Origin of the sequence: Leptospira ilyithenensis, assembly GCF_004771005.1 — a bacterium.
GTDB lineage: Bacteria > Spirochaetota > Leptospiria > Leptospirales > Leptospiraceae > Leptospira_A > Leptospira_A ilyithenensis.
Map to the genome: position 1 here is coordinate 219,565 of NZ_RQHV01000062.1, position 22,812 is coordinate 242,376.

22 protein-coding genes are annotated in these 22,812 nt (G+C 41.3%); 9 read left to right on the top strand and 13 right to left on the bottom strand.

Annotation, left to right across the window (positions count from 1 at the left end; genetic code table 11):
* Nucleotides 1-4: 4 nt before the first annotated feature.
* Genes EHS11_RS17720 through EHS11_RS17730 form a run of 3 tightly spaced genes read left to right on the top strand, consistent with a single transcriptional unit; the run spans nucleotide 5 to nucleotide 2,988 of the window.
* The gene (locus EHS11_RS17720; protein ID WP_135765698.1) at nucleotides 5-1,621 is read left to right on the top strand and encodes a cytochrome c oxidase subunit I; all 1,617 of its coding nucleotides are present in this window, start codon (nucleotides 5-7) and stop codon (nucleotides 1,619-1,621) included.
* Nucleotides 1,608-2,381: a cytochrome c oxidase subunit 3 family protein gene (locus EHS11_RS17725; protein ID WP_135765699.1), complete on the top strand. Its 774-nt coding sequence runs from the start codon at nucleotides 1,608-1,610 to the stop codon at nucleotides 2,379-2,381. Before EHS11_RS17720 ends, EHS11_RS17725 begins: the two co-directional genes overlap by 14 nt.
* A gap of 13 nt (nucleotides 2,382-2,394) precedes the next feature.
* The gene (locus EHS11_RS17730; protein WP_135765700.1) at nucleotides 2,395-2,988 is read left to right on the top strand and encodes a cytochrome C oxidase subunit IV family protein; all 594 of its coding nucleotides are present in this window, start codon (nucleotides 2,395-2,397) and stop codon (nucleotides 2,986-2,988) included.
* A gap of 247 nt (nucleotides 2,989-3,235) precedes the next feature.
* Here the strand turns inward: EHS11_RS17730 and EHS11_RS17735 are convergent, their stop codons facing one another.
* The 9 genes from EHS11_RS17735 to lsa14 form a co-directional block, all read right to left on the bottom strand.
* A complete protein-coding gene (locus EHS11_RS17735) occupies nucleotides 3,236-3,883 on the bottom strand; it encodes a class I SAM-dependent methyltransferase (protein ID WP_210413714.1) in 648 nt (215 codons plus the stop codon).
* Nucleotides 3,864-5,267 carry a Si-specific NAD(P)(+) transhydrogenase gene (sthA, locus tag EHS11_RS17740; RefSeq protein WP_135765701.1) on the bottom strand — a complete coding sequence of 468 codons (1,404 nt, stop codon included), beginning with the start codon at nucleotides 5,265-5,267 and terminating at the stop codon, nucleotides 3,864-3,866. Before sthA ends, EHS11_RS17735 begins: the two co-directional genes overlap by 20 nt.
* Nucleotides 5,268-5,540: 273 nt before the next feature.
* On the bottom strand, nucleotides 5,541-6,860 hold the full coding sequence (locus EHS11_RS17745; protein ID WP_135765702.1) for a thiolase family protein: 1,320 nt from the start codon (nucleotides 6,858-6,860) through the stop codon (nucleotides 5,541-5,543).
* A 26-nt stretch (nucleotides 6,861-6,886) separates the two neighbouring features.
* On the bottom strand, nucleotides 6,887-7,888 hold the full coding sequence (gene ilvC, locus EHS11_RS17750) for a ketol-acid reductoisomerase (RefSeq protein WP_135765703.1): 1,002 nt from the start codon (nucleotides 7,886-7,888) through the stop codon (nucleotides 6,887-6,889).
* 230 nt (nucleotides 7,889-8,118) lie between these two features.
* Nucleotides 8,119-9,024: a hypothetical protein gene (locus EHS11_RS17755; protein ID WP_135765704.1), complete on the bottom strand. Its 906-nt coding sequence runs from the start codon at nucleotides 9,022-9,024 to the stop codon at nucleotides 8,119-8,121.
* Nucleotides 9,025-9,028: 4 nt separating this feature from the next.
* The gene (locus tag EHS11_RS17760) at nucleotides 9,029-9,619 is read right to left on the bottom strand and encodes a hypothetical protein (protein WP_167884482.1); all 591 of its coding nucleotides are present in this window, start codon (nucleotides 9,617-9,619) and stop codon (nucleotides 9,029-9,031) included.
* A gap of 109 nt (nucleotides 9,620-9,728) precedes the next feature.
* Nucleotides 9,729-10,076: a TRL domain-containing protein gene (locus EHS11_RS17765; protein ID WP_167884483.1), complete on the bottom strand. Its 348-nt coding sequence runs from the start codon at nucleotides 10,074-10,076 to the stop codon at nucleotides 9,729-9,731.
* On the bottom strand, nucleotides 10,073-10,384 hold the full coding sequence (locus tag EHS11_RS17770; RefSeq protein WP_167884484.1) for a TRL domain-containing protein: 312 nt from the start codon (nucleotides 10,382-10,384) through the stop codon (nucleotides 10,073-10,075). Before EHS11_RS17770 ends, EHS11_RS17765 begins: the two co-directional genes overlap by 4 nt.
* A gap of 13 nt (nucleotides 10,385-10,397) precedes the next feature.
* Nucleotides 10,398-10,814: an adhesin Lsa14 gene (gene lsa14, locus EHS11_RS17775; RefSeq protein WP_135765708.1), complete on the bottom strand. Its 417-nt coding sequence runs from the start codon at nucleotides 10,812-10,814 to the stop codon at nucleotides 10,398-10,400.
* Nucleotides 10,815-11,015: 201 nt separating this feature from the next.
* Between lsa14 and EHS11_RS17780 the strand changes: the two genes are divergently transcribed.
* Nucleotides 11,016-11,435: a hypothetical protein gene (locus EHS11_RS17780; RefSeq protein ID WP_135765709.1), complete on the top strand. Its 420-nt coding sequence runs from the start codon at nucleotides 11,016-11,018 to the stop codon at nucleotides 11,433-11,435.
* A 49-nt stretch (nucleotides 11,436-11,484) separates the two neighbouring features.
* Here the strand turns inward: EHS11_RS17780 and EHS11_RS17785 are convergent, their stop codons facing one another.
* Entirely contained in the window at nucleotides 11,485-13,218 is a 1,734-nt protein-coding gene (locus EHS11_RS17785; protein WP_135765710.1) for a SpoIIE family protein phosphatase, read from the bottom strand.
* A 168-nt stretch (nucleotides 13,219-13,386) separates the two neighbouring features.
* On the opposite strand from EHS11_RS17785, the gene EHS11_RS17790 reads away from it, so the two are divergent.
* From EHS11_RS17790 to epsC, 5 genes are all read left to right on the top strand, one after another.
* Complete coding sequence (locus tag EHS11_RS17790) at nucleotides 13,387-13,989, top strand: glutathione S-transferase family protein (protein WP_246048031.1); 603 nt, start codon at nucleotides 13,387-13,389, stop codon at nucleotides 13,987-13,989.
* Nucleotides 13,986-15,086, top strand: a complete 1,101-nt coding sequence (locus EHS11_RS17795; protein WP_135765711.1) for a winged helix DNA-binding domain-containing protein — start codon at nucleotides 13,986-13,988, stop codon at nucleotides 15,084-15,086. The genes EHS11_RS17790 and EHS11_RS17795 overlap by 4 nt, the downstream gene beginning before the upstream one ends.
* Before the next feature lie 142 nt (nucleotides 15,087-15,228).
* Nucleotides 15,229-15,621, top strand: coding sequence for an STAS/SEC14 domain-containing protein (locus tag EHS11_RS17800; RefSeq protein ID WP_135765712.1), 393 nt, complete (start codon nucleotides 15,229-15,231; stop codon nucleotides 15,619-15,621).
* Between the two features lie 214 nt (nucleotides 15,622-15,835).
* Nucleotides 15,836-16,894 carry a methyl-accepting chemotaxis protein gene (locus tag EHS11_RS17805; protein ID WP_246048032.1) on the top strand — a complete coding sequence of 353 codons (1,059 nt, stop codon included), beginning with the start codon at nucleotides 15,836-15,838 and terminating at the stop codon, nucleotides 16,892-16,894.
* A 119-nt stretch (nucleotides 16,895-17,013) separates the two neighbouring features.
* Nucleotides 17,014-17,958 carry a serine O-acetyltransferase EpsC gene (gene epsC, locus EHS11_RS17810; RefSeq protein WP_135765714.1) on the top strand — a complete coding sequence of 315 codons (945 nt, stop codon included), beginning with the start codon at nucleotides 17,014-17,016 and terminating at the stop codon, nucleotides 17,956-17,958.
* Here epsC and EHS11_RS17815 read toward each other — a convergent pair.
* From EHS11_RS17815 to EHS11_RS17825, 3 genes are all read right to left on the bottom strand, one after another.
* On the bottom strand, nucleotides 17,955-19,622 hold the full coding sequence (locus tag EHS11_RS17815; protein WP_135765715.1) for a family 2A encapsulin nanocompartment cargo protein cysteine desulfurase: 1,668 nt from the start codon (nucleotides 19,620-19,622) through the stop codon (nucleotides 17,955-17,957). The two genes, epsC and EHS11_RS17815, sit on opposite strands and share 4 nt — an antisense overlap.
* A complete protein-coding gene (locus tag EHS11_RS17820) occupies nucleotides 19,609-20,544 on the bottom strand; it encodes a family 2A encapsulin nanocompartment shell protein (RefSeq protein ID WP_135765716.1) in 936 nt (311 codons plus the stop codon). The genes EHS11_RS17815 and EHS11_RS17820 overlap by 14 nt, the downstream gene beginning before the upstream one ends.
* 411 nt (nucleotides 20,545-20,955) lie before the next feature.
* On the bottom strand, nucleotides 20,956-22,812 hold the full coding sequence (locus tag EHS11_RS17825; protein ID WP_135765717.1) for an ABC-F family ATP-binding cassette domain-containing protein: 1,857 nt from the start codon (nucleotides 22,810-22,812) through the stop codon (nucleotides 20,956-20,958).

Consider the following 22,812-nt stretch of genomic DNA (forward strand, 5'->3'; position numbering starts at 1 on the left):
GGATATGAGCTCAGCACATACAAACACAGCACATGATCACTCCACTGATCATCATTATCTGAACCATCAATCAGGGATCTGGTCTTGGCTCACTACGAAAGACCATAAACGAATCGGTTTGATGTATTTCATCACTATCATTATCACTTTTGCATTGGGTGGTTTTTTCGCTTTGGGAATTCGTTTGCACCTGGCAAAATTCGGTGCAACTCCTCTTCTGGATCCTGATACTTATAATAAGTTCATGACCTTCCATGGTGCGATTATGGTATTTATGGTAATCATTCCCGGGATTCCCGCCTTTCTCGGAAACTTCGTTCTTCCCATCCAATTGGGTGCAAAAGACGTTGCCTTTCCTAGATTAAACCTTGCTTCTTATTATATTTTCCTAGCGGGAGCGGCACTTGCGGCAACTTCTATGATTTATAATCAAGTGGATACCGGTTGGACGTTTTACACTCCTTATTCGACATCGAAAACATCAAACGGTGTGATCTTTCTGGTAATGGGTGCTTTTACGATGGGATTTTCTTCCATTTTAACCGGACTCAATTTCATTGTTACCACCCACAAGCTACGAGCTCCCGGGATGACAATGGACCGAGTTCCGCTGATGGTTTGGGCGCTCTACTCAACTTCTATCATTCAAATTCTAGCAACACCGATCCTTGCGATCACTCTTATGTTGATTGCTGCGGAAAAAGTGATTGGAATCGGGATTTTTGATCCGGACTTAGGCGGAGATCCTGTTTTATTCCAACACTTCTTCTGGTTCTACTCTCACCCTGCAGTTTATATCATGATTCTTCCTGCGATGGGAATTATTTCCGAATTGGTAACCGCTTTCTCCAGAAAGACAATTTTCGGATACCGCGCAATTGCTTATTCCTCGGCCGCGATTGCTGCATTATCCTTTATGGTCTGGGGACATCATATGTTTGTTTCCGGTCAGTCTACTTTGGCAGGGATTATATTTTCCATTATCACTATGTTTGTCGGGGTTCCGACTGCGATTAAACTTTTCAACTGGCTTTCCACGATGTATCGCGGAACAATCAGTTTTGAAGCTCCGATGCTTTATGCAATCGGGTTTATGTTTCTATTCACCATCGGCGGTTTGACCGGAGTTTTCCTTGCCTCTACCGGTATGGATGTTCATTTTCATGATACTTACTTCGTAGTAGCCCACTTCCACTATGTAATGGTGGGGGGAACATTGATGGCACTGAACGGTGGGATTCTTTACTGGTTCCCTAAGATGTTTGGAAAAATGACATCCGATTTAGGCGGAAGGATTTCTTGGGTTTTGATCTTCACCGGATTTAATGTAACATTCTTCCCTCAATTCGTATTGGGTGCGATGGGAATGCCAAGACGTTACTTCGACTATCTTCCCGAATACACAAACTTAAACCAAATTTCAACGGTTGGTTCTTGGTTGATCGGAAGCGGATTCGTTGTGATTCTGATCACTCTGATTCACGGTCTTTTGAAAGGACCAAAGGCAGGGGACAATCCTTGGGGAGCAAAAACTCTCGAATGGCAAACTTCCTCTCCACCTCCACACGAAAATTTTATTGAAACACCAACAGTAACTGCAGGACCATATGACTTCCGTTAGTTCAACAAGTGAATTCCACCATCAGCATCACTTTAAGAGTGCTGAGCACCAATACGCTTCTTCAAAACAAGGTATTTGGTTGTTTTTATGCACAGAGATTCTTATGTTCGGCGGCCTATTCGTAGGTTATCTGATCTACCATTCTCTTTATCCGGCCGTTTTCAAAAACGGCTCTCATACCCTCGATTGGAAAATGGGTGCGGTCAACACGGTTGTACTTCTGATCAGTTCCTTTACGATGGCTGCGGCAATCAACTTCGTACAACGCGGATTGCATAAGATTGCATCAATTATGCTGATTCTTACAATCGCTTGTGCTGGAGCGTTCATGGTAATCAAATACTTTGAATACACTCACAAGTTTCATGTTGGAACCGTTCCCGGTAAATTTTCACTCGTAGATCCTACTTGTGGTTCCGGCGGAAACAGATCGGAATGTGAAACGAAAATAGGCGCTCTCCTTAAATCGGAAGAACTACGTCACAAAAACCATGTTTCCGAAGAGGAAGCCGCTCGTTTGCAAGCTGTGATCTCCCGTCCGAAATGGGAAATGTTCTACGGATTTTATTTTATCATGACCGGTCTTCATGGAGTTCACGTTGTTGTGGGGGCTCTTATGATTTTCTGGATCTTGATCAAAACACTTCGAAAAAAAGTAGGTCCTGAATACTACACTCCAGTGGAAGGCGTTGGTCTTTTCTGGCACGTTGTGGATTTGGTATGGATTTACCTCTTCCCATTACTTTACTTAGTCGGATAAAGGACGAAACAGAATGGAATACGTAATTAATTATAGCCTTTGGTTTATCGCATTTGCTGCGGTGGCCACTCCAGTTTTAGGATTTGGAGTTTTTGCTCCTGTAATTGCAAAGACAACCGTGCTCGCTTTCATTGTGAACTGGTTCTCTCAATTTTTCCAAACAGACCGAGTTACAAAATTCAAAGAAGAAAACAAAGATAACAAACTTTTGAAATTCGTAACCGGTGAGGAAGCTCACCAGGAAGATCACGCTTCCGCATCCATGTGGGTGGAAGACGGAGATGGCGGTGATGAAGAAGAACACGAACATCATGTGATTTCCATTAAGTCGTATGTTTATGTTCTACTCGTTTTGTTTTTGGGAACATTCATCACTGTATGGGTGGCTCAATACGATTTAGGCAAATTGAATATGATCGTTGCAATGGGTGTGGCTACTTGCAAGGCATTCTTTGTATTGGCTTACTTTATGCACTTAAAGTATGATAACATGCTCAACCGTGTGATCTTTCTTTCTGCATTCGGGTTCTTAGCGCTGTTGTTTGCTTTTACTGCAGGAGATATCGCTTCCCGATTACTTCCTGTGTTCGGTTTCGACGTAAAGTAAGTAAACCCCTCTTTGGATTATTTCCCGCACTTTCCCGGGAAAATAAAAACAATGAAACCTCACTTCTTCGGTGGGGTTTTTTTATGAAAAAACATTCTTCTATTTTGTTTTCGGGATCGGCGGAGAAGAGAAAGACACTCGGATGAAGGGAAAATACGATATTAAAAACTCATTGAAGACATTCTAATACGGAATACAAAACAAAGAGCTCCAAAATAAACTGGGCGGCGGGCGGTACCCATCTCGTTTATAAGGAAAATAAAATCAATCTTTCCTTTTTTTCATAAGATTGAAACTGGAAATGCTTTGAAATATATTCCAAAGCATTTCCGTGATAGAAAAATACATGAGTCAAATCCCGTCTATAATGCCAGTTGGGAAAGTCGATAGATTCGGAAAAAGTATCTGTCATACACAAGAGTTTGCCTTTTGGGTTTAAAAGGCTTTTTAATAATTCAAATTCTATTTTTGGGTTTTGAAAGTGTTCCATTACTTCCGTGCAGATGATAAAATCGTATCGATTTTGCAGGACAGCAGGATTGTCCCAAAAAAAAGGATCATACAACTCTACGGAGTATCCTTTTTTTCTTAAATGATTTGTTAGAATAGGGCCTGGGCCCGCTCCAAAATCCAGTCCGAGTTTATCCTTTGTGAAATTTGCTTCAATCGCTAGGGTGACAGGTGTTAAAAAATTCAAATACCTCGGATCGTTTATGTCGTTGTTATGTAAAAGGTATCTTTCTTTTTCGGCTTCTTTTGTTATGTGATAATCTTTGCCTAAGTAGACTGAACGACATCTTACGCATTGAAAGTAATCGCCTCTCTTTTCATCCTTCCAAAAAAATATTGCAGAAGAATCGCAAAGCGGGCAGAAATCATTTGATTTTGTGTCCACTTAGATTTCCCAGCCCGTCATATGCTGCGTATTTGTATAAATCATGTAAAGTCGGGAAATTGAAAGCAATCGAGATAACATCGTTTAATGTTTTTTTAGATTCTACCAGACTTAATCCGAAATGAATGAGTTCTGTTGCTTGGATTCCTATGATGTGTACACCTAAAATGATTTGAGTTTGTTTTTCGAAAACCAATTTTAAAAAACCATCCTGTGCCCCTAATATCTTTCCTCTGGGCATATCCGAGTAATGTGCCTTGCCTGTTAGATGGGGAATGTTTTTTTCTTTTGCTTCCCTTTCCGAAAGTCCGACCATCGAAACTTCGGGAATCGTATAAATTCCGTAGGGAAAAATTCTTGCTAACTTATCAAATCCGTCTGTGGCGAACATATGAGTCACTGCGATTCTTCCTTGGTCCATACTTGTGCTGGCAAGTGCGGGAAAACCGATCACATCTCCGACAGCGTAGATGGATTCTATATTGGTTTGGTAGTGTTCATTTACTTCTACTGCTTCTCTTTTTCCTACTTTAACACCTAATTCCTCCAATTGGAGCCCGGCGGTTCTACCACTTCTCCCCGCAGCGAATAAAAACATATCTACTTTTAACTTTTCCCCGGAAGTTAATACGATTTCAAAATCTTCTTCCTCTTTTAAGGGTGAGTTGATTTTATCAAGACCTGAATTAAAAATGATCTGGATTCCGTCATTTCGCATTTGTTCTACTAGACTCGCGGAAAGTTCACTGTCCAAAAAAGGTAAAATTTCATCCCTGGTGTCTACTAAATAAACCGGGATACCCATTGCACCGAATATGGTAGTATACTCGCAACCAATCACACCGGCACCTAAAACACATAGAGATTTGGGAAATCTTTTGAGATTCAGAATCGTATCCGAGTCGTGAATCCTTTCTCCGTCAAAAGGTATGTTAGACGGTCGAAAAGGATAAGAGCCTGTGGCGACTAAAATAAAGTCTCCTTCTATAAGCTCTTCTTTATCATTTACCACCTTGATTGTGTTAGCACTTTCGAATTCCGCTTTACCGTAAAAAAGAGTGATTTTGTGTTTTTCTATATTCTTGTTGATCGCATCTACTTCGGATCGTTTCACATAATCTCTGCGGTAGTAAAAATCTTCAATAGAAGCGTTTCGTCGTAAATCTTTGTCTACTCCGAAGATGCCTTTATCATTTTTACCTGATAGGAAAATGGCCGTTTCTTTTAAGGTTTTGGAAGGGAGTGTACCGGTATGGACTCCTGCACCTCCTGGTGCTTCCGCCATTTCGATCAGAGCTACTTTCTTGCCAAAGTAAGAGGCTTTGGCGGCCGCTTTTTCCCCTGCGGGACCTGCGCCAATGATGATAAGATCGAAGTGTAACATAGCGCTCCTGGGGGGAAGGTGGGGTTTGTGAATCTTTAGTATCCCCGCCCTGATTTGGGTGGGGAACTAGACCGCCACCCAATGCCTTCCTAGTATCATGAGTCGGCTTAATTTACGACACCGATTTCAAATCCCGAAAAAAATCTTCCAAAAAGTTCGCCTTTTTGCCAAACACCCGAAAGATACAAAAAAACCCAAGGAAGAATCTCTCCCTTGGGTTTCTGACCGCACACCAAACTTAAGTTTAGTGGCTTTCTTCGCGGTAGTAAAAAACTAAGCTCTTTCTACAACCATGGATCCTGCGATCCCGCCGTGTGCACAAGCAGTGACTAAGACTTTTTTAGCGTCTTTGTTCTCAGCAAAGTCCATGATGGCGTTGTGAAGAAGACGAACACCAGTAGCCCCGAACGGGTGGCCGATGGCAATGGACCCGCCGTTAGGATTGATTTTCTTTTCATCGAAACGTTTTTCCCAATCGAATCCTGTTCTGATCTTGATCTCTTCCAAAGCCGCTACAGCAGTCGCAGCAAAAGCTTCATGGATTTCAATGATGTCCATATTTTCGATCTTCTCGCCGAGTTCTTCCAATAGAGAAATGGTTGCTTCCGCTTGTCCGAGTCCCATAAGGTTCGGGTCTACCCCTTTCATTTTAAAACCGGAGATATAAGCTTCCGCTTTGACTCCCAATTTTTTTGCCGCTTCTTCGGAAGCAACGATGAGACCGGCAGCTCCGTCGGAACGAGGACTGGCATTGAAAATGGAAAGAGTAGGACCATGTGATTTTTTCAAATACTTGCTGTATTTTTCTTTGAATTGGTCAAATTTCATTTGGGGATTGTCAAAGAGTAACATAGCACGACCCATACGAGTAGGGTTTTTTACAAGCCCTTCACGAAGTAGAACCGCTTCATCCGCTTGGAGAGGATTTCCTTCATCGTCTTTCACTTCCATGATATAAGGTTTATAACGACCTTCGCCTGTTGCTTCGAAAGCTCTTTTGAAAGATTCGTAAGCCACTTTGTCTTGAGTCTCACGAGGAAGTGCGTAATTTTGCGCAAGAATTTCGGCAGTGACTTGCATACCAAAACTGGTTTCTCCGTCACCTAATCCGTCTTCGAGTGTATCACGAACTTCAACACCTTCAGGAAGATCGTTCGGAAGAAGTTTCATCAACGAATCCAAGCTATTTGTTTTTTTATTTAATCTAGCATTTTTAACAACGAACGGCATGGAGGTTTGAGATTCTTCTCCGATGACAAGAAATACTTTTCCTTCACCGAGTAGAATTCTTCTGGTTGCTTCTGCAACAGCTTCGAATCCTGATACGCAGTTGTTTGCTACTGTAAGACAAGGAATGTCCATCGGAAGTCCGAGTAGGTTTGCGATGACTCGAGCGGAGTTCGGTGCGTTGGAAAAACCTTCACCAACGATCACTCCGTCGATGTCAGCCGGTTTCAGACCGCTTCTTTTCATTACTTCTTCACCAACGATCTTACCTAAGTGGTGACCGGAATATTGCGAGAGCGCCTTGCCTATTTGTGCAAAAGGAGTACGAGCAGGTGCTGCAATTACGACTTTTTGATTAACTTTCATGTTGTTCCTCTTGTTTGATTTCTAAATTATTTCGCCAACCACTTCATCATAGAACGTAGTTTTTTACCTACATCTTCGATCGGGTGAGCGGCGTTTTTGTCTCTAAGTTTCTTATATTCAGGATAGCCGGCTTTCGTATCAGCCATCCAACGTTTTGCAAAAGCAGCGCCTTTGTCTTTTTGGATGTCGTTTAACACTTCTTTCATGCGAGCTTTCACGCTTGCATCTATGATTCTTGGACCACTTACATAATCACCATACTCGGCAGTATCGGAGATGGAGAAACGCATACGTGCAAGTCCGCCTTCGTAAATCAAGTCAGTGATGAGTTTTACTTCATGCAAACATTCGAAGTATGCGATTTCAGGATCGTAACCCGCTTCGGTCAGAGTTTCAAAACCGTTCATAATCAGGTTGGCAACTCCACCGCATAACACAACTTGTTCCCCGAACAGGTCTGTTTCCGTTTCTTCACGGAAAGATGTTTCTAAAATTCCGGCTCTTCCTCCGCCTACACCGGAAGCTTGAGCTAACGCACGTTTTTTTGCGTTACCGGTTGCGTCTTGGTAGATCGCAATCAGGCAAGGAACCCCGCCACCTTCCGTAAACACCCGGCGCACCAAATGGCCAGGACCTTTTGGTGCTACCATATAAACGTCTACGTTTTTAGGAGGAGTGATCAGATCGTAATGTATATTGAATCCGTGGGAAAAAACAAGTGCTTTGCCTTCGGTAAGGTTAGGCTCGATTTCGCTTTTGTACATTTCCGCCTGAATTGTGTCAGGTGCTAAAATTTGAATTATATCGGCTTTTTTTGCCGCTTCGGAAACAGAATAAACTTCAAAGCCTGCTTCTTTCGCTTCTGCGATTGATTTGGACCCGTCTCTAAGACCGATGATCACTTTCAAGCCGCTGTCTTTCATGTTTTGGGCTTGGGCATGTCCTTGGCTTCCGTAGCCAATGACCGCGATGGTTTTTCCTTTTAAGATATTTAGATCGCAGCTGTCGTCGTAATATATATTTGCCATGAAGGGCTCACTTCCTAAGGATAATTTAGATGGTTTTTTCCATTTTTTTGTCCTTGGGGGTGGGAAACAAGAACGAATTAGGGCGCCTTTCCTTGCTACTTCGGACTCCGCGTGCGCTTCGGTCCTTCGGACAGCTTCGCTTCCTGCGTATCAAGGGCGCGGTGTCTTTACTAAATTGGCGGATCAGTTCCTAACGACTTGAAATTATGTCACAAGGTTTTGGTCGGAATTTATTTTTGTTTTGTTTCCGGTCGGTTCAGTTCCATCTCATAAGCTAACTTGCATTCAGGAATTTCTTCTCTCAAAAATCGAGACGCTTTGCTCGAACCGACAATATGACCCGGAACAGCAGACGCGATTCCTAATATTTGTCCGAACACATAAGTAGAGTAAGCCGGGTATACAGTCTTATACGCAGACAATTCCACCTTACGATCGCATTTGTATCGGAGATAACGAATGGCATCGTCCGTTGCTCTTGCTTCAGGATAAAGAGCACCGAAAAAAGGCACACTGTATCCTAAGGCATAAAAAGATTTATATTTTCGACTGGAGAAATCTTTTGCATGCCCTCCTTCGTGAAGAACTACGGTAGGAATATCACTGTAAAGGTTGATTGTATTCGAATAAGGATTGTAATGGTCTCCCGAACAAACATAGGGAATCGGGCATCCGGAGAATATTCTCGCAGGGAAAAGCGCGCTAAAAAACCAATTGATGAGTCCAATAGTATACTTTAGAACCGGATTCGCATTATCCGATCTCCAAAGCTGTTTGAGGTCTTCGATCGGCGCATACTGATTGAAACGTACTTTTACATCTTTCATATTGTTCTCAGTGATGTAATTTTTCAGATATTGTTTTGTTTCTTCGGAAATCTTGTGATTCGACATTCTGGAATCGTTGATGATCAGCTTGGATAAAAAACCAAAGGCATTTCCAATCCAATCCAGAACGACATAAGGTTCTCCCGATTCAAACTGAGGATTGTCTTCTTCATTGAAAATATTCTGTTGCGGATAATAAGGTTTACCGAATGTATATTTCTTTTCCGTAGCGAAACTACAGGAAAGAAACATGGAAATCAATAGGAAAAAAAAAGTGTTAAGCCAATGATAAGATTGATTTGTTTGCATTTGATTATTTTTTAGGAAAACTTTCCCTTAGCTTTTCAAAAAATGTAAGGACTGCAATCCTTCCCATTTGATTCAGTTGGTCTTCCCTGTTTCCCCGAAAACTAAGATAGGGTAGATAGATCACCCAACCTACGAATGCAGGCGCAGTAGCCAGAGTAAATGTACAATCCGTTACACGGGATTCAAGCGAGTCGCTGTAATTGAAATCCAGAATTTGTTTCTTCGGCTTTTCCGATTCTACGGTGATATGCAAATCCACAGAGGTAATGTTCTTATAACAGACGTCATTTGCAAGCAGGGAAAACTGATGGATTGTAATCTTGTATTTGCTTTTGGCAGGATAAAGCCCCGGGTTGAGAGCGATTTCTTTTTCAATCAATTGAGGAAGTGTGCCGTAATGGTTTTCCAAGTTTCTGGGAGATAAAAAAAACAAAGAAGGAGACCGTCTTCCGAATACTTCTCCGTTCTCTGTTTTGTCTTCCACAGTCACAAATGGAACAGATGGTTTTGAATTGGCAGAAGTGTCTTCCTGCTCCTCTTCCGTAAATCCTCTCAAAGGATCGGAAGATTTGGGAGAAGAGTGCGGGACGTACACTCTAAGAGCAATACATCCTGAAAAGAAAAAAGATATTAAAAGTAGAGAAAGTTGTTTTTTCATTTAAAATTCAAATCAGATCTACTTTTAAGTAAACCCTTTGGTTTATTTATTCGCCCCAAACGATGACACAGTTTCTATAAAACAATGGCCCGAGTATATTGAAACTGCTGTGGTCAACTACGGCAATCTTTTGTATGCCGGCAGACGCAGCAATATCATTGATACTGTTTTTTGGTCCATGGAAAATCATATTATAATTGAGAGCCCAGGTAGCATAATTGCAACTTTCTCCGCTTTTGACTACTTTTCCACTTCCTAGATTGTTTTGGTGCCCTGGAGTTGCCAGATGCTCTGTACTTGCGGTAATAAGTAAGCCTGCTTCACTAATGTGCGTACAGCCTACCAATCCGATGAAAACAAATCCGATGATTGCTAAGATAAATGTATTTTTCATTCTTTTTCTCCTGTTACTACAGTACATTGCATTCTGAAAACACCTACCAGAACGTTTAATGAGCGATAATCGATCGTCGAGATTCTGCTTATTTTATTGTCTTTTGCAATTTGTCCTGCGCCCGAATTCCCTGCGCCGATGATTCCCAGAACATTGTAAATGCAGCGTTCTGCTTGGGTATTCGATTTAATATCCGTTCCGTTCGTTGTGCCGGGATATTTGATGTCGGAATAAAGCAATCCGCCTACCGGGCCTGATGCGCAGTTTGTGACTAAAAGTAATGTTAGGCTAAGTAATATTAATTTCATTTTGTTTTTCATTTTATTCACCCGCTACCGTTGTACAAAATCCATGATAAAGAACCGCGAGGACTGCGATATGTTCATATTCGATATAACCGATTTTTTCGATCTTACCTTGCTTGCGGGCAGTGTCGATGCTGGAATCTCCCCATGCCCAAAGACCAGCGAGGGAATGAGAGCAAGACTCTCCCCGTTTAACACCTTTCGCTAGTCCCGGGGTGGGGCCGGGAGTTGCTTCATGGTGATAAAGGGCTCCGGCTCTACCTAGAAAAGCATAAGACGGTTCTCCGTAAAAAGGAACCGGGTTCGTATTGAAAGTGCCCGTGCCGGAAATCATACCGATATTCCTTATGTTTGTCCCCGTGCAATTGAAAAGAGTCAATGCAACTAATAGAGCCAAAGCGAGTGCGTACTTGTTCATGTGTTCCACATTCATTGTTTGCCTACGTTTGATATTTGTTAAAGTTTTGGAAACTAACAGATAACTTTGCTATGTTTTACGTCAAACCAATTTTAAAAAAATTGCCAAAGGACGGGAATTTTCGTCTAAATGGTGTTTAGTTTCGGTATAAGAACTATTCATTCGTTTGCTGAAAACCGGGTTGTCTTTTTCCGGGAACCGAAATTTATTGTTTTTATGCATCTAACAAGAGGGATTTTCCTTTTTTTTCTTGGTTTTGCGGCTACTACTTACTTAAGTGCGGAACCGACCACCTACCAATATTTAGATGGCAACGGAAACCGGTTTCTAGTCTCCGGCGATTCCAAAAAAACAATTCAATATATTCCCATTACCGCAGAACAAAGCTCCAGCGGGACTTACAGCGGGGGAGATCCCGTTACAAAAATCATTAATGAAAAGGAATATTCCGTTTTGGCGGATTATTTCAATAAAGCTTTGGATCAGAAAAAAATCAGAATTCAAAATAGAGTCAAAGGTTCCGGTTTTGTATCCGTCCAGGGAAAAAAGAAACAGGGATATATTTTGGATGGTAGTTCGGTGGAAAAAAAAGAATTGGAATCCTATCTGTTTTTTTTAATCGGAAGGATTCAATAAAATCCGAAGGGAAGTCCTTTAAAATAAAGGTATTGAATCCTTTAGTCTGTCAGTTTCCCCTATATCTCAATAAAACCAGAGTTAGGTCATCTTGAATCATTTCCATCCCTCCGGAGTGATCTAGGATGGTATCAAATACGAAATCAATTACGTTTGCAAGAGGTTCGTTTCTCCGCGCGGAAATCAGATTCAACAGCCTTTCTTCTCCGAACATTTCGATGGCATCGGGCTTGCGGGCTTCCGTGAGTCCGTCCGTCAGCAATATGATGAGGTCTCCTTTTTTTAATTCGAAGTTTTCTTCTTCGGAAAGAGTCGGGAAAAAAGGAGTGATGATTCTTCCCATCGGTTTCAATGTCACGAGGCTGCCGGATTCTCTGATGATATAGAGAGGGAAGTGGCCCGCTCTTGCAAACCGGAGTTTGCCCTGTTTCGTATCTATAAATACCATACTTGCCGTTACAAAATGATCTTTCAAATTGGGCGTGATTTGAGTTCGAATGTGTTCCAGGCTCTTCGTAAGAGAACTTGGCTCTCTATTCCAATGATCCAAAGACATCTTTACCAGTGCGGATAAAAATGCAGCGGGGATTCCGTGACCTGATACGTCGCAGATAAATACAGCTAACGAATTCGATTCGGGACTCCATTTGATATCGAATAAGTCTCCTCCCACTTTCATCATGGGAACATTATGAAATGCGATTTCAATCGGATCGGGAGAAGTCATCTTGTTCGGAAAAAGAGACTCTTGGATGCGTTTGGCGACATCCAGTTGTTTGTCGATTTCCTGTTTTTGCATTTCTATGACTTGGGTTCTTTCGTTGACCTTTCTTTCCAACTCTTCGTTTGTAATCTCTTTCAAACGATTGATCGTTTCCAGAGATTCCATTGCTTGCGTTTGTGCTCTTTCCCTTTCCCTGGATACGGTCACCAGAAAATAGGAAATACCGTTGATGCTAAAAAGAAACGCATCCAGATAAATCAATGAATCGTTCACTGACAGTGTTCCCGCCTGTTTCATTGCGAATACTCCCGACTCCGCTACCGTTTGCGTAACTGCGGTAAACGCGAGTATGGCGCTTGCGAGAGTGGCTCCGAATTGCTGAAACCTGAGACTTGCTACGATAACAAACGGTATGGGAAGAAAAAGTAGCGGCAGAACGTCGGAAAAAGCGATCCTTCCAGAAACATATATGACGGCACACCAAAAGATCAGTTCGATTTTTTTCTTCCAGTCGCCTAAAAATCTTTCTTTCGGATTGATCCATACGAATAGAAGAGGCGCTACGATCAGAAAGCCTTGCAATTCACCGGAGAACCACGTGAAAAGTACGTTCCAATATTTTTCTGACGGCAAAAATCCCCAATAGAGTAAGCTGGTCACGCCTATCCCTGCGCTGAGTGCGGAACCGGGAACAGTACATACCGTTAGAAAGTAAAGAAGTCCTTTTGTGGAATACAAAGGATTCTTCTGCCCTGTTAGGCGATAAAGCAAATAATAATTTACTGAAGAACTTAATGTATTTCCCACAGCGATGAAAAATGCGGTGGGGAGATGCGGATTGTTCAGAAAATTTGCGGTAAAAGCTCCTAAGAAAATTCCCGGAACGGATGTTTTTCCCAAAAACAAAAGAGCTGTCAGTCCCATTCCTTCGGGAGGCCAAACAGGAGAAACTTGGCTGTTTAAAAAAGCGAGTTGGAATCCTATTTTGGAGAATATAACATAACCGACCGTTAGTATAGGGGTCCAAATGAGGAGACGCCAATTTAGGATCGATTTCATAGAGAAATCAAAGTTACCCCTGACATTTTGCTTAGTCTAGCCTTTCTTATCAAAATATGAGCTTGATCAATAAAATATTTCTGGAATGCATTTCTCTGTGTGTTCTTTCGGTTTAAAGAATGACAAATGTGAGGATTCCCTCGTACCGTAAAACTGCAGAGGAACAAAATGATTAAAATCTACGGAATGAAGGTCTCCGGAAATTGTTATAAAATCCAATTGATTTGTGAATTATTGAAAATAAAATACGAATGGGTGGAAACTGACGGACGCAAGAATGAGACAAAGACTCCTTCTTTTCTATTAAAAAACCCGAATGGAAGGGTTCCCATCATCGAATTAGAAAATGGTAATATTTTAAGAGAATCCAATGCGATCTTATACTATCTTGCTGCGGACAGTATTTACTTCGGCAAAGACAAATGGGAAGAAGCGCAAATCTTGGAATGGATGTTCTTTGAACAATACAGTCACGAACCGTACATTGCTACCAATCGTTGGATGATTCATTATTTGAACCAAAGAGAAGAAAAGAAAGACAGAATTGCGGAAAACCATTCTAAAGGGCTGCATGCTTTGCAAATTATGGAAAACCATTTGGCAAAAAACTTTTGGTTTGCCTGTAGCCGATTTACAATTGCGGATTTGGCGCTTTTCGCATACACGCATAAGGCGGAACAGGGAGATTACGATCTGAAAGGTTATCCTTCTATCCTGAATTGGATTTCCAGGATTCAATCAGTTGTCGGGTTCATTCCTATGGAAGATTGATTTTTCGGATTACAATCTTCGAAACGATGACTGTCGATGAAATCTTACAATTAAGGTTGTATTCTCAGAATATAACAAATCCTGGGAAAAAAACTACGGATATTTTGTCTTCTTTGGTAGCAATCCAGGCCCAGGATCGCAATCAGGCAAAGTTTGCGCTCGGCAGTCGTTTGTTAGATGGCAATGAATCAGAAATCAACCAAGCGATCGAAAAAAGAAAAATCATCCGGACATGGCTTTTGCGTGGAACCTTACATTTTGTTTCCGCGAAAGATATCCATTGGATTTTGGATTTAATTTCGGAAAGAATTCTTGCCAAGCTTGCAACCTATCAGAAAACGCTAAACCTTAGCCCTAAAATGCTTTCCGAAACGGAGTCCGTTATTTTGAAAAGACTCTCAGGAAAAAAAGAGCTCACACGAGCGGAGCTATTTGCTTACATCGAAGAAAAAAACATTTCTACAAAAGAAAACCGAGGTTCTATTATTCTAATCAATGCAGCTCTCAAACAAATAATCTGTTTGGGAAAGGATCGGGGAAAACAGGAGACTTACACCCTTCTTTCCGATTGGGTGAAAAAACCAAAACCGATTCCCAGAGAAAAAGCTTTGAGTGAATTGGCACAAAGGTATTTTCTCCGGAAAGGACCTGCTACTTTGCAGGATTTTATCTGGTGGTCTGGTTTGACTCTAACGGAAGCAAGACTTGGTTTGGAAAAGGCAAAACCTTTTTTACGGGAAGAAATAGTTTCAGGCCAAGTCTATTGGATGTCCAAAAAAGAAAACAAGATGACGGGCCAAACCGGACCCGGCGGGATATTTTTTTTGGCGGGATTTGATGAATATATCATTGGTTATGCGGAGAGGAACCTTTTTTTGGATCCGGAATATTCCAAATTAGTAATACAAAAAAATGCTATTTTCAAACCGACGATCCTAAAGGATGGAAATGTAATCGGAACTTGGAACAAAACGGAAACCAAAAATGGTTTGGAAATAAATGTTTCTCAGTTTTTCAAATGGAAGGACTCGGACAGAGAGGAAATAAACCGAAAAAAATCCGAAATGGTCCGGTTTTGGTCTCAGGGCGAGAAGTAGACGGTTGTCAAAAAATTTCCGCAAGGAAGCGCTTCGTTTTATTCAAAGGGTCAAAAATTTATTAACTAAAACATGGATTTGCCTTGTCTTCTTCGTCTTAAATCCGAGAAAGTATTTTTAGTTAGAAGGGAAATATATAGCAATGATCGTTTTTCAATGTCCAACGGGCGTTACAGAATATTTAGAAGATAAAAAAATAGTAGTCCTCACTCAAAATGGCAAAAACTCAGGCGATAGTTTGAAACAAAGTCTGGACAAAGGTGTGGAAGCATTGATTGCCAACAAAGCAGTCAAATGGCTTTCGGACAATCGCAATATGGGAACTCATACTGCAGAAGACGTAGAATGGGTGAACAGCGATTGGACTCCTCGTGCGATCAAAGCAGGTTGGAAAAAATGGGCACTTGTGCAACCTCAGTCCGCTTTATCTGCAATGTCTGAAAAAAACCTTGTCGATTTTTTTGCGGATAACGGGATCGAGGTGAAAATCTTTGATACTCCGGAAGCCGGATTTAAATGGTTAGAATCAGTTTAATTCGATACTGATGAAGATCAAACTGGAGTCCAAAATTGTTATTTTTGCTATTGTGTTGATTTTTTCCCAGATAGGATCTGTCTCATTTTTACTCCTTGGAAATGTAGCAGCAGTCTGGGGCATCATTCTGCAATCAATGAGTCTTATAACATCCGTTATTTTTTCAGTTTTCCTTTTCTTTGTATTCCGAAGTAACCAAAGGAAATTGAAGTTAATGAAACAAACATTAACGAATGCGGTTAAAGGAGATTTGCGTTTTGACAACTCTATTAAGAACCGACTGAAAAAGACAGATGATTTCGACCAAATACTATTGTCTGTGATCGAATTGCTGAATATCTTTCAAGACATCATCACTCTTTTGAAAGGCGCCACACAAGGTTTAACATCTTCCATTTCCAACGCCAAACTGGCGGACGAAACTTTTCATTCCAATTTGCACCAACAACAAATCTATTCGCAAAACCTGGATTCTACGGTAAGAAAGATGACGGAAAACATGGCGAATATTGCAGATGCGTCGGGAGAAAATTATGATACTTTGACAAGAGTCTCCGATAGCATAAAAATCCTTTCGGAACATATCAATTATGCGGAAGAAAACAGTTCCCATTCCAGAAGTTTAACCTCGGGTATTTCAGGTAAAATTCAGAAAGGAAATCTCGCTTTGGAAGAAATGACCAGAGTGATTGACAGCATTGCGGAAAGTTCGGGAAAGATCGAAGGAATGGTTGTTGTTATCAAGGAAATTTCAGATAGAGTCAACTTACTTGCATTAAATGCTTCGATTGAGGCGGCACGTGCCGGAGAATATGGAAGCGGATTTGCGGTAGTTGCGCAGGAAGTTTCGAAACTTGCTTCGCAAACTGCGAAAAGCATTAAGGAAATAGACAGCAATGTGAAAAGAAATAAGGAAGAAGTGATTCTCAATAAGTTGAAAATCAATGAAACGAGCGAGCTTTATCGGGAGATCATTGTCGAAGTAAATCAGATCATTGAAAGAATCAGTAGTATTTCCGAATCTGTATCCACTCAAAGTAAAATAAAAGAAACTTTGATCGGTGAATCCAATAAGCTATCACAAATGTTAGCTGAAATCAATCAAACGATTGCAGATCAAAATGTTTCTCAGAAATTAATCGCTGATGTTGCTTCTGCTATGGACGCTACTGTAAATGCAACCTCTGCGGAAGGGGACAATCTTTCCAAATTATTGGAAAAAATCAAGACCACTTCGGATGATATCGGAGGAGTTGTGCTCTTATTCAAATAATGCCAAAGGGCAGCCAGTTCAACATAAAGTTGACTATATTTGACAAAATCGACTGGTCATTTCCCGTTTGCAATAAATTTATTTGCTATAATGAAGTAAATTTCGCTATAGTAGATAATATGGTTTCCTCATCCCATCCTTCTTCAGTTTCCGAACCTTCCCGGGAAAATGGTTCCCATCCTCTTTCCGGAAAAGATGCGGAATACTACCGGTTTGTTGCTTCTATTTATAAAAAACAATACGAAGACTTACATCGTTACGGAGGAAGACAGGTTGCCGAAAGTTTCATCCAGGAGCTATTTGATATTTTGTTTGCCGGGTATTTTTCAGAACTAACATTTCGGGACTTGGCGCAAGTGGAGGACAGTCTCTCCTCCTTCTTTTTGGGGGCGAAGAAAAAATTCGCTCCTTATCTGTCCTCCAGGGAAGAAAAGGCAACAAGCGAACTTACGTTAGGTGTAAATGAAGTCATCAACGAATTAAAAAACCAATTACCGAAAATCTACGACTTGATTTGGGAAGATGCGAGCGCTGCTTTTGAAGGAGACCCCGCTGCGGAAAGTGTAAAGGAAGTCGTACTTGCGTATTCCGGTTTTTATGCGATCGCAGTGCATCGTGTGGCTCACGCATTACACAATTTAGGTGTTCCTATTTTTCCAAGAATGCTCAGCGGTTATGCCCATGAAAAAACAGGAATCGACATTCACCCCGGTGCCAAGATAGGCAGGTCTTTTTTTATGGATCATGGAACCGGGATTGTCATCGGTGGAACCACCACCATTGCCAATAACGTAAAAATATACCAGGGTGTGACTCTCGGTGCTCTATCGGTTAGCAAAGATATGGCGAAGCTGAAGAGGCACCCTACCATCGAAGAGAATGTAGTGATCTATTCTGGAGCAACAATCCTAGGAGGAGATACTGTGATCGGGAGAAACAGTGTCATTGGAGGAAATGCCTGGGTGACCCAAAGCATCCCTCCTTTTTCCATTGTGTACCAGAAAAATGAAGTAAGGGTTCGTAATTCTCAGGAAATGAACAACGTAATTGATTTTACCATCTAAATCGGTCCTGTTTTTCTTCCGCTTGTGATATCAAACAAAGCGTTTATGAGCGCATCTATATCCTCACAAGTATTATAAAGCGCAAGCGATGGACGAACTGTACTCTCCTGACCGAACCTACGTAAGATAGGTTGCGCACAATGGTGCCCTGATCTTACTGCGATTCCTTCCTGGCTGAGTGCTTTTCCGATCTCTTCCGTTTTGAATCCGCCTATTACAAAAGATAGAACTCCTGCTTTGTCTTTTGCAGTTCCGATCAATCGTAATCCCGGAACCCGTAAGAGTTGGCCTGTTGCATATTCTAAAAGAGAATGTTCATACTCTGCGATGTTTGCCATTCCGTAACGATTCAGATAATCAATCGCCGCACCGAGTCCTACTGCATCGGCGATGTTACCCGTTCCCGCTTCAAACCGAAACGGTGGTTTCCCATACACTGTTCTTTCAAAGGTAACATCTTCGATCATGTTTCCTCCTCCTTGCCAAGGAGGCATGGTTTCTAAAATGTCCGCTTTTCCAAAAACGACTCCGATTCCCGTGGGAGCAAAAATCTTGTGCCCGGAAAAAACATAAAAATCGCACTCTAATAATTGTACGTCTACAGGCATATGAGAAACGGCTTGGGCGCCGTCAACTAACACCTTTGCACCATAACGATGAGCCATATCTACCATTTGTTTGGCGGGTGTGACCGTTCCGAGAGCATTGGAAACTTGAGTTAAGGATACGAACTTGGTTTTGGGACCGAGGAGCCTTTCATATTCGCTTAAGATGATCTGACCTGTTTCGTCTACGGGAACGACTTTTAGTTTCGCACCTTTTTTAGAACATAACATCTGCCAAGGAACGATATTGGCATGGTGTTCCAGCCAAGTGATGATGATCTCATCATCTTTTCCTATGTTTTTATCTCCCCAGGTATTTGCGACCAGGTTGATTGCTTCCGTAGCGCCTCGAACAAAAATAATTTCTTCGGATGAGGAAGCGTTCAGGAATTGTTTTACTTTGTTTCTGGCACCTTCGTAAGCATCGGTCGATCTTGCAGCAAGTGTGTGCGCGGCTCGATGGATGTTTGAATTTTCGTGTTCATAAAAATACGAAAGCCGATCAATCACAGCTTGCGGTTTATGAGTTGTTGCCGCATTGTCCAACCAAACAAGTTTGCGTCCGTTGACTATTTCGGAAAGGATCGGAAAATCCCGGCGAACACTTGCTATATCGAAATTTCCCGAAGAAATCTCCACCGCCGGCACAAGGGTAGGGGAAAAACTGAAAGGATCCGTAATTTGGATATTCGAACTTTTGGAAACATCTCCGCGGATTTCTTCCAAAAAGGGAAATCCGTTTGTAAGGCCGGCAGTCTGTCCTCCGAATCCGTTAGGTGTTAAACCACCAGGGAAGGTCGGAAGTGCACTTCCCGGGAAAAAATCATACGAATTTCGCAGGATTTCCAAATTTCCGGGTAACGTGGGTTCTACGGGTGGTTTGGAACCATTGGGATCAGCAGGTAAAGACAGGCTTTGCGACAAAACCAATTCTTCCACGTTGGATCCTGTAGGCAAAGGACCGAATAACTCACTCGCCATACTTTCCAATGCCTTTGTATCCAAGACTCCATTCCAACCGCCGGGAATGGCTCCTTCGAAAGGATCATTTGTAATCATAATAATTGCCTACATCCACATTCTCCAATGCGCCGATCGCATCATCCGTCAGAACTGCAGCAGAACAATATAGAGAAACCAAATAGGATCCGATCGCGGAACGATTGATTCCCATAAAACGTACGGATAGTCCGGGAGTTTGTTCTCCTGGTAGACCCGGTTGGTAAAGACCTACTACGCCTTGTTTTTTTTCTCCTACGCGGAGTAACAGAATATTTGTTTTGCCGGCAGTGGTTTTAGGGTTTGTTTCACCATCTACCAATAGTTTGTCGGTAGGGATGATGGGAAGTCCTCTCCATGTTAGGAATTGCGCTCCGAATAAGGAGACTGTAGCCGGTGGAACTCCTCTCTTTGTACATTCACGACCGAATGCCGCTATAGCGAGAGGATGTGCTAAAAAGAAAGAAGGCTCTTTCCAAACTTTACCGATGAGCTCATCCAAATCGTCAGGAGTAGGCGCATTTTTTCGTGTTTGAATTCTTTGGGATTTGGGAACATTTTTCAAAAGTCCGTAATCTTCATTATTGATGAGCTCCAGTTCTTGTCTTTCTTTCACGCTTTCAATGGTCAAACGAAGTTGTTCTTTGATCTGGTCGTGAGGGTTGCTGAAAAGATCGGAAACTCTTGTGTGTACATCTAGTACGGTAGAGATCGCACTCAGAGTGTATTCTCTCGGTTTTTCTTCGTAGTTTACAAAAGTTTCAGGAAGTGGTTGTTCGTCTTTTTGTCCGCAAAGTACATCAACAGAAGTGTTGTCTTTCACTCGGTTGACACGCAGAGTTCCCGACTCAAGAGGTTTCCAATCTAATAGTCGAACCAACCAACGAGGTGTAATTGTGCTGTATTGCGGTGTGGTTTTTGTTGTGTTCGCCAGTTTACGTGCGGCGGCATCCCCGAGTGAGTGTTGAAGTTGTTCTGCCATGAAATGATCCTTATTTAATTGATGATTTGTATAATATATTAACCAAGATTAATGGTTTGTTATACTATTGAATCCATTGGTATCCAATCCATAAAATAGAATGAAAAAATGAAAATCAAAATTTGAATTTTACTGAGAAAAATGGGGAAAGGATAATCTTTTGCAATTGCCAACTAACAACCGATATTTTTTATGTTCTATTTGTTTAAATTCTATAATCTTAAAAAATTAATCTGCTATTGTAGAAATTTAATTCTTGTAAGTGTTGTCTTTCTCCGGTTTGGAAAAGATATTGTATTTTAATTTTAAAGTCGGTTTGTTTCGGAAGAAGATGGGAAAAAGAAACTTACAATGAATTATGCATAATGATAATATATTGTGCGAAAGAAAAATATGTATTCGTTACTTAGCTTATACATTCTCCCATTCTTTGTATTTCTCTGCGATTTGACTTTCTATCTTTCCTATTTCATTACCGATTTCTTGCAGTTTTTTATGATCAGCGGAATGGATTTCCGAAGAAGAGGTGAGTTCCGTTTTTTTGGATTCCAGATCTTCAATTTCCTTTTCGATTTTTTTCCGAAGTTTGTCTTCCTTTGTGTCTTTTTTCGAACCAGAATTTTTCGGTTCTGCCGTAGGTTCGGCTTTGGTTGCTTTGGAAGGTGTTTCTTCTTTGTCGGAAATCTGTTTTTCCAAAAAAGAAGAAAAGGTTCCTATATATGTATCTATTTGGCCACCTTCTTTGAATACTAACAAAGATTCTGCGACACGATCTAGAAAATAACGATCATGGGAAACTGTAACAACAGTGCCCGGAAAACCATTCAGAAAATCTTCCAATATGGAAAGAGTTTGAATGTCCAAATCATTTGTAGGTTCATCCAAGATCAGAAAATTGGGTCCGCACATAAGTATCTGAACCAGATAGAGTCTTCTTTTTTCGCCTCCGGAAAGTTTGGCGATTTGGGAGTGTTGTGTTTTTCCGTCGAACAAAAACTGCTCCAATATCTTCGAAGCGGTAATCTTTTCTCCTTCGTCGTTTGTGATGTATTCTCCCGCATACTTTTTAATATAATCCAATACGTTCATATCCAAAGGAAGTTCTCTGCTGATTTGGTCAAAGTATCCGATTTTGGTATTGATCCCAGGTTTGATAAAGCCGGAATCCGGTTGTAAGACTCCCGCAAACAAATTGAGTAGAGTCGACTTGCCGACTCCGTTGGCCCCGATGACTCCCAGTCTTTCTTTTGCTTTGAAGTAATAGGTGAAATCTTTGACAATCGCCTTATCTTGAAAGGATTTTTGTAAAGAATGGATTTCCAAAATGGTCTTGCCTTGTCTTTTCGCCGCGACACTCAACTCCAATTCCTTTTGAAGTTCGAATACTTCCCTGTTCTTCAGGGATTCTGCACGATCAATTCTCGCTTTTTGCTTCGTTGAACGTGCCTTAGGCTGTCTTTTGAGCCATTTGATTTCTTGCTTCAGAAATTGTTTTGCTTTGTCTTCCTGTTTGAGTAAGGTTTCTTCCCTTTCTACTTTTTTTTCCAGGTATTCGGAGTAGTTTCCTTCATAGTTGAAAAAATTTCCCCGATCGATTTCCAATATCTTAGAGACGACTCTGTCCAAAAAATAACGATCATGAGTGATGAGTAAGATTGCTTTTTCGCAATTGATCAGGTAATCTTCCAGCCACAAAATCGAATTTACATCCAAATGGTTGGTAGGCTCGTCCAAAATTAATAGATTGCTTTCTTCGATCAGTGATTTTGCAAGTTCCACTTTTTTCAACATTCCGCCGGAGAGTTCGGACATTTTTCTCTCCAAATGGTTGACACCTAACTCGGATAATATGGATTTTATCTGAGCCTCATAATCCCAGGCCTGCAAACGATCCATTTCCTGCATAAGTTTTGTATAATTTTTTTCGGCTTCTTCCGTGCCTGTTTCCAAAGCATCGCAAGCTGCTTCATAATCATGAATGAGGGAAACCATTTTCCCTCCTCCCTGGTAGATATGATCTAAGATGATTTCGTTCGGGTCAAAGGTCGGATTTTGTTCCAAAACCGCAATTTTCAGCTGTTTGTTGGCGACTATGTTTCCTGCATCTAACTCTTCTTTGCCGAGAATGGCTCGGAGCAAAGTGGACTTTCCCGAACCGTTGATGCCTACGATCGCAACTTTTTCCAATTCGGAAATTCCGAAATCCAGGTTTTTGAATAAAACTTTTTCACCGATGATTTTGGTTAATTTGGAAAGAGAAAGTAACAA

Excerpts from the sequence above, each read along its gene's own strand:
- EHS11_RS17720 (WP_135765698.1), top strand. The coding sequence starts at position 5 with ATGAGCTCAGCACATACAAACACAGCACATGATCACTCCACTGATCAT.
- EHS11_RS17725 (WP_135765699.1), top strand. The coding sequence starts at position 1,608 with ATGACTTCCGTTAGTTCAACAAGTGAATTCCACCATCAGCATCACTTT.
- EHS11_RS17730 (WP_135765700.1), top strand. The coding sequence starts at position 2,395 with ATGGAATACGTAATTAATTATAGCCTTTGGTTTATCGCATTTGCTGCG.
- sthA (WP_135765701.1), bottom strand. The coding sequence starts at position 5,267 with ATGTTACACTTCGATCTTATCATCATTGGCGCAGGTCCCGCAGGGGAA.
- EHS11_RS17745 (WP_135765702.1), bottom strand. The coding sequence starts at position 6,860 with ATGAAAGTTAATCAAAAAGTCGTAATTGCAGCACCTGCTCGTACTCCT.
- ilvC (WP_135765703.1), bottom strand. The coding sequence starts at position 7,888 with ATGGCAAATATATATTACGACGACAGCTGCGATCTAAATATCTTAAAA.
- EHS11_RS17755 (WP_135765704.1), bottom strand. The coding sequence starts at position 9,024 with ATGCAAACAAATCAATCTTATCATTGGCTTAACACTTTTTTTTTCCTA.
- EHS11_RS17765 (WP_167884483.1), bottom strand. The coding sequence starts at position 10,076 with ATGAAAAATACATTTATCTTAGCAATCATCGGATTTGTTTTCATCGGA.
- EHS11_RS17770 (WP_167884484.1), bottom strand. The coding sequence starts at position 10,384 with ATGAAATTAATATTACTTAGCCTAACATTACTTTTAGTCACAAACTGC.
- lsa14 (WP_135765708.1), bottom strand. The coding sequence starts at position 10,814 with ATGAATGTGGAACACATGAACAAGTACGCACTCGCTTTGGCTCTATTA.
- EHS11_RS17780 (WP_135765709.1), top strand. The coding sequence starts at position 11,016 with ATGCATCTAACAAGAGGGATTTTCCTTTTTTTTCTTGGTTTTGCGGCT.
- EHS11_RS17785 (WP_135765710.1), bottom strand. The coding sequence starts at position 13,218 with ATGAAATCGATCCTAAATTGGCGTCTCCTCATTTGGACCCCTATACTA.
- EHS11_RS17790 (WP_246048031.1), top strand. The coding sequence starts at position 13,387 with ATGATTAAAATCTACGGAATGAAGGTCTCCGGAAATTGTTATAAAATC.
- EHS11_RS17800 (WP_135765712.1), top strand. The coding sequence starts at position 15,229 with ATGATCGTTTTTCAATGTCCAACGGGCGTTACAGAATATTTAGAAGAT.
- EHS11_RS17805 (WP_246048032.1), top strand. The coding sequence starts at position 15,836 with ATGAAACAAACATTAACGAATGCGGTTAAAGGAGATTTGCGTTTTGAC.
- epsC (WP_135765714.1), top strand. The coding sequence starts at position 17,014 with ATGGTTTCCTCATCCCATCCTTCTTCAGTTTCCGAACCTTCCCGGGAA.
- EHS11_RS17815 (WP_135765715.1), bottom strand. The coding sequence starts at position 19,622 with ATGATTACAAATGATCCTTTCGAAGGAGCCATTCCCGGCGGTTGGAAT.
- EHS11_RS17820 (WP_135765716.1), bottom strand. The coding sequence starts at position 20,544 with ATGGCAGAACAACTTCAACACTCACTCGGGGATGCCGCCGCACGTAAA.